We start from the raw sequence: 5,804 nt of genomic DNA, 5'->3' as shown, positions 1-5,804 counted from the left end.
CCGGATGTGTTGCTGAACGAGATGGATCGCTTCATGGGCTGAGCGATAGGGCCGAAAGCCGAAACTTGACTCCGAAAAGTTCGGGTCGAAGATCGGCGTGAGGACTAACAAGATGGCTTGTTGGATTGCTTCCTCCGCTCCTTTGTGGTTGTCGGAGGTCGGTTCTGTGTGTTTCGGATCGACTGAGTTCATGGATGGTTCTTCCTTGTCAAGAAACGTTCGGTCCTTCCCGCCTGCATCACGGCCGAATCGATGGAGCACATAACTCGTCACCTGACCGTGGTGTTCGTACATGCGGCTCGATACCCCGGCTACACAATTCAGCGAAGGACGACCATAGCCACGATCAAAGACGTGTGCGATCGTGCTGTCCTGTGCATGATCAAACGGAATCTCTTCTTGAGGGCTATCGATGCGATCTCCTGGCCTGTAAGTACGAATCGTCGTTGGGTTCTTGCTGTGGAAGTTAAATAGAAAGACATAGTCTGGCCCCATCTGACAAATGAAATGCAATCCCTTTTCGATCGGATTGGATTGTTCTCGCGTCATTCCCGCTCTTGAAAAGAATGGTGTGGGAACCGGCTCGACTTTGGCCTTGTTCGTAATCTCGGAGACATCCCATCGCATCCAACGACAAGGCTCGAACCGCGGATCATCTGGGCCAATCGAAAGCCCCAGCGGATCCGTCATCACGACTTTGCCATCGTCAACCAGATGTAGCATGAACGCCTTCCATCCGCCTTTGTGTCTTCCATCAAGCCTTCCATTCCTGATTGTATTGAGCAATGTGTGCAACCGCTTGCCGGTCGCAGTTTCACAAACGGTGATTGACTCATTGATGGCGTAAACGATGTGTCGGTCGTCGTTAATGAATGCCGCGTCACGAACGGAAATCTTGCCGTGGTAACTACCGGTTGCCTGCTTCAGCGGAACGCCCAGTTTCTTGAAAGTCTGCGCATCGGCGGTTGAGTGGAAGACTGCGGACAACACGATGACAGTGCTCGTGAAAGCAAAGTGTTGCATTTGGTTAGTCATGTTGATCACTGGATTGTCCTTCCTTATTGGCATGGCCAAAGACGAATAACACGTCTGTTACCGTTCTTGAAGTACGGCGGCCCTTGGGGATGCTTGGCAGGCAGATGGATGAGTCGGTTACAACGAATTGTCCAGAATGAGGAACCGCGGTTCGGTGTGATTCTTCCGGTGCTGAAAGTTCGCTGAAGACCGACTTGTTTCGCCTGCGATCTGGGCCACACAATTCGACGAATGATGCTAGTCTGAGTTGAAATCACCTAACGTCCAAATCCTTCCTCGTTCTTGGCTTCTATCCTCGACGTTAATTCCAGTGATATGCGTGACCGAGAACGCATACCGATTGTCAGGTGAGAACGCGATCACGAAGGCTGGGTGTCGATCGACATCCGGAATCAAAAAACGCTGCTGGCGCGACGCGGTGTCAAATACGGCGATTTCTGGTTTCTTGATTGGAACGCGTCTGTGCTTGTTGAGGTGGTTGATGGCGCATAATGCACCATCGGGAGAGAACACGGCATGCAGCGTTGCGTTGGACCACCACCGATGAACCGGTTCGAATCGTTTCGTCAATTCAGGTGTGTCGTTCGGTTGCAATGTCCCCAGTCGCGGAGAAGCGATCCTCCACCGATAACCCTCGTCGACGGTACTGACGTAGTACCGAAGAGCAGGCGAAATTAAATGCGGTTGAGCACCAACGAACATTGGCTGCCCATATTCGACCGTGCCGATTCCGTTGGATTCCCAAGTTGCTTCAAAACGGCGATAGGGGACCGCCATTTTCTTCGGAGGGGCTGCATCGAGTGAGCACCCAATCTGGATTCCGTTTACGCTTGCACTGCCCGTCTCCGAAAGCCTCGCCTTCGGATTGATCAGTGTGAATACCTGGAACTGGCTGCGAAGTTTTTCACGAAAAGGATTTTCAAGTTCGATTGTGCTCGAATCAACGAATCCGCCGCGACCTCGATCAAAGAGTTCAAGTCGGCCTGCGTTTTCTTGCTCGGGCGCTGCAGTCCAAGTCGCATCGTTTTGTAGAGTGGCTTCTGGAATCTTCACGTCCTCGCTGAGGAAGGCGTATCGAGACTCATCAAGCGCCGCAGCAAACGAAGAGAGTTCGGTCTCTGGTTTGGATTGAAACAAAACCTCTGGCGTGACATTGTCTCCTGCGATGAGCTTTTGAGTGTCGAGCAAGAACGCTTCCCGCTTTGCAATTCCCGCGAGCAACTTGTCGCCGCCGTCAACTAGTTGAAAGTAGGCGGGATGATGAAACTGCATCTTTTGCTGGTGCACCGCAGGCTTTGTCGGATACCGGCTGAAACGGTTGCTATAAGGATCTTGGGATTCGAAGGTTGCGCCATATCCCGCGTCCTGGTGACCTTGAGTCACTCTGCCATTGAAATGCGTTCCCTCGAGCCCGATCGTCAATCGTCGAACTGGATCGGGAGAATGGGCGTTTACCGCCTTGGGTAATTGGACTGTTGAGATGAGTCTTCCATCGACACTGCGAAAAACTTGGACGCGTCGCTGCGTGACGACAAACAGGTGAGAACTATCGCTTGAGAAGACGGCCATCGAAGAAATATCGGCGAGATCCTCTTGCCCAAACGCAGGGTCAAGCGTGATGGGAGTGTCGGTGGGTTCGCAATTGGCAACGATCGGAATGCATAGGATCGTCAGCGCGATAGAGATTACTCGATGTGCCATCTTCAATTCCCCGTGCTCTTGGGTTTAGCCTTCGCATCTGCTTCGATGCGGCGGATGAAAGCTGTCTCGACCTTTTTGATGAACTCATCGACTTCAGCGTGAACGTCTTCGGTTCCGGAAACCACAATCACGTTGTCAATCATGCTCAAGGAACAGGGGCCGCCGAGTTCTTCCCATATGTCGGGACTGACGGACGCAGTCAAAGCAGAGGCAACTTTTTCCATCTTGTCTTTCAAGACAGCGGGTAGGGCGTATGCTCGGAGCGTCAAGCTGTACTCGGCTGCTTCACTGGTCGTGATCTGAATCACTTCGTCTTTGATCATGTACGTTAAGTCAAATGGCCTTAGCATTAGTCGCAACGCGCTTCGCAAGCTGACGTTCTTCAGTGAGATGGTGACGGGAATGTCAGGTGTCATTCCCAATTCTTCCAACGACTGAGAATCCACGAAGAGCGGGACGCCAAAATCTTGTTTCAGTGATGCGAGCACATTCGCAAGCGGTTCATCCATCGCTTCGATGGTTACCTTTTGTGACATTCCTTTTCGGAGCGCTGCTTCGACGCCACTGGGGTCGATGTCTTTTACTGCGATCGGTTTGGTCACTTGCAATGGTATCGCTGGCACTGCGGGCTGCGGTTGAATCGTTGTTCCCTTGCCAAACGGATCGACTGTACCGCCGCCAAACGGGTCAGCGACTTCGGCCGAAGGCTGCTGAGCCACCGATTCCGGAATCGTTAGAAGCCCTAGCGGCAATAACGCGGTCGCGATCACGACCAACGCCGTTCGTCCTCTCCAAGACAACGCTGGTGAAACCGGCGTTCCACTGATTCGTCGCATCCTCCGCGACAGCGAAGCGACATCGCCCATCCCTGTCATCAGCGGCATCGATTGGCACTTTTCGGCGGACAAGAAATCAACGGTCTTCAACATCGCTGACGCGTAAGCTTGGGCCGCATCGGGGAAAACGGACGTGACCCACGCGTCGCACGCTTCCTCGGCCGCCTGGTGAATCTTGCGTCGAACCCACGGCACGATCGGGTGCCACCAGAACAAAGCCGCTGACAACATTTCAATCAGTCCGACCCAGCCATCGCCGCGGTGCAGATGAACCAGTTCATGAGCGATGATTGTTTCTAATTCGTCATCGGTCACGCGAGCCAACAGACTTTCCGGAAGCACGAGCGTGCTACGGAATCCAAGTGCGAAAACACTTGGTGTGACGACCTTTTGAACCATGGCTACCTGTGGCACGCGGCGCAATCCGATTCGGCTGGCGACTTGCACGACCATTGAATCAACGGACTTCGACGCGGTCGTTCCTCGGTGGACCCACCTGCGAATTTTCATCCATTGCAGCGAATATCGAACTGTAGCGAACACCGCCCCAGCTACCCACAGCGAAAGCATAATCGTTGTCCATGGAACGGTCCCCAAGACTCCCGTGCTGGTCATCTTTTCCTGTGCGACCAACGGACCTTCCGACGATGCCTCGACTGGAACTTGGACCTGCCCAATCATTCCCATCTCACTGCCGATCGTTATTGGCTGATCGACGACTCGCGGTATCGGCGAAAGTTCATTACTGGCGAGCTGTGGCAGCTCAAAATTGAACCAAACCAATGACGGAGTGACAAGTTTGAGAAGTACCAACACCCACAACGCATGAGTCCAAGCAGGTTGCCTGGACTTGAGGGTGAGTAGCATTACAAGCAAGGCAAGGACGGTAGCGATGATGGCATTGCTCATGCCGGCCTGAAAAAGAATTGTCATCTTGGAAGCCTGTTTGCGTACTGGTTGCTTGCGCCGGATTACTTGAAAAGTTCGTTGAATAGGTTTTGAAGTTGCTCCCGCTCCCGCGTGGAGTACTTCGTGTTCTTGAGCAGGTTCATCAACAGCGGAGTGTGAGAACCGTCGCAGAAATCTTCCGCAACGTCTCGCAATCGACGCGTGATCAAATCGTCTTGAGTGATCGTGGCGGTAAACACATGAGCCGTGTCGCTGGCATCGCGATGCACGAGTGTTTTTTCTTCCAAGCGAGCGAGCAGCTTCTTGACCGTTGCGTAATCCGATGCTGTTCCCGCCGGATAGATCCTGTCAGTGATCTCACGAATCGTTGCCGACTCACGCATCCACAGCACTTGCATCACCGCAAGCTCGGCATCGGTCACGTCTTTCGGTTTTCGTACCATTAGAAGTTCATCCCCAGGTCTGAGACGCCATGTCTCTTACTATGGTGAGACATGGCGTCTCTCTTGTCAAGCGTTATTCCAAATCACAGGGCAAAGGAATGGATCACTCGGTCGCGTGTCCTTTTGGATTTCATTTTGGCGGGTTCCCACCGGCCCCACGTAGTGCGTGCTTGACTGGGAAAGGCAAAAAGGGTCAGGAGCCTTTTTGGTTGACTAGGTGATTTTAGGTTGGTAGGTGCAGTGGACTTCGTTCGTTACTGCGGGAGTTTCTCTGATGCCTCGTCCTCCGCGTGCTGATGTCGCCAGTGAGATTTATCATGCCCTCAACCGAGCAAACGGGCGCATGAAGATCTTCCATAAGTCGGTGCGGAGGCTCACGCCGGGGTCAGGCTGGCGGAGGCTCACGCCGGGGTCAGGCTGGGTTTTCGGTTTTCGCGAGTCACTGGGTTCCCGCACCGACGCGACCAAATCATCGCGATCTTCCGGCACAATTCGGTTTGGCATATCCGGGGAAATCGTCTAGATTGGTTCACTGATCGACGAAGCGGATGGCCGAGTCGACGAGCCAAAGGCATCCGATCAACTACCTCAAACGCTCCCTGGCCCTGAAAACCGAAAACCCAGCCTGACCCCGGCGAAGCCATTCCCCAGTCCGGGGAAGAAAAGGTGTCCGGTACCGTTTACAGCTTGGCCTTTCAGTTCTCGACCGGTTTTTTCTTTGGGGGAAGAAAAGGTGTCCGGTACCGTTTACAACTTGGCCTTTCAGTTCTCGACCGGTTTTTTCTTTGGACGCCCACGGGGTCGCATGGTTGACTCAAGGTCGAATGTTCTGGCGATGTGCTCCACCCATGTCTCACTCCCAAAGGGGACTCCCCGTTTG

At 53.4% G+C, this 5,804-nt stretch carries 4 protein-coding genes and 1 pseudogene; all 5 read right to left on the bottom strand.

All coding sequences use genetic code 11. From position 1 onward, the window contains the following. Window positions 1-1,023, bottom strand: a pseudogene (locus Pla100_RS31385) (hypothetical protein); the annotation flags it as partial. Between the two features lie 249 nt (window positions 1,024-1,272). Continuing rightward, window positions 1,273-2,736 (bottom strand): hypothetical protein, encoded by a 1,464-nt coding sequence (locus Pla100_RS30090; protein ID WP_146583080.1) that lies wholly within the window; start codon window positions 2,734-2,736, stop codon window positions 1,273-1,275. Window positions 2,737-2,738: 2 nt separating this feature from the next. Beyond that, the gene (locus Pla100_RS30085) at window positions 2,739-4,505 is read right to left on the bottom strand and encodes a M56 family metallopeptidase (protein WP_146583078.1); all 1,767 of its coding nucleotides are present in this window, start codon (window positions 4,503-4,505) and stop codon (window positions 2,739-2,741) included. Between the two features lie 38 nt (window positions 4,506-4,543). Continuing rightward, the gene (locus Pla100_RS30080) at window positions 4,544-4,924 is read right to left on the bottom strand and encodes a BlaI/MecI/CopY family transcriptional regulator (protein WP_146583076.1); all 381 of its coding nucleotides are present in this window, start codon (window positions 4,922-4,924) and stop codon (window positions 4,544-4,546) included. A gap of 315 nt (window positions 4,925-5,239) precedes the next feature. Continuing rightward, window positions 5,240-5,428: a hypothetical protein gene (locus Pla100_RS31380; RefSeq protein ID WP_197168357.1), complete on the bottom strand. Its 189-nt coding sequence runs from the start codon at window positions 5,426-5,428 to the stop codon at window positions 5,240-5,242. Window positions 5,429-5,804: the final 376 nt, after the last annotated feature.

It is taken from the genome of Neorhodopirellula pilleata, assembly GCF_007859915.1.
In the GTDB taxonomy this organism is placed as follows: Bacteria; Planctomycetota; Planctomycetia; order Pirellulales; family Pirellulaceae; genus Rhodopirellula; species Rhodopirellula pilleata.
The sequence above is the reverse complement of the archived record's forward strand: the minus strand, read 5'-3'. Positions and strand labels throughout refer to the sequence as shown.

Excerpts from the sequence above, each read along its gene's own strand:
- Pla100_RS30090 (WP_146583080.1), bottom strand. The coding sequence starts at position 2,736 with ATGGCACATCGAGTAATCTCTATCGCGCTGACGATCCTATGCATTCCG.
- Pla100_RS30085 (WP_146583078.1), bottom strand. The coding sequence starts at position 4,505 with ATGACAATTCTTTTTCAGGCCGGCATGAGCAATGCCATCATCGCTACC.
- Pla100_RS30080 (WP_146583076.1), bottom strand. The coding sequence starts at position 4,924 with ATGGTACGAAAACCGAAAGACGTGACCGATGCCGAGCTTGCGGTGATG.
- Pla100_RS31380 (WP_197168357.1), bottom strand. The coding sequence starts at position 5,428 with ATGCCAAACCGAATTGTGCCGGAAGATCGCGATGATTTGGTCGCGTCG.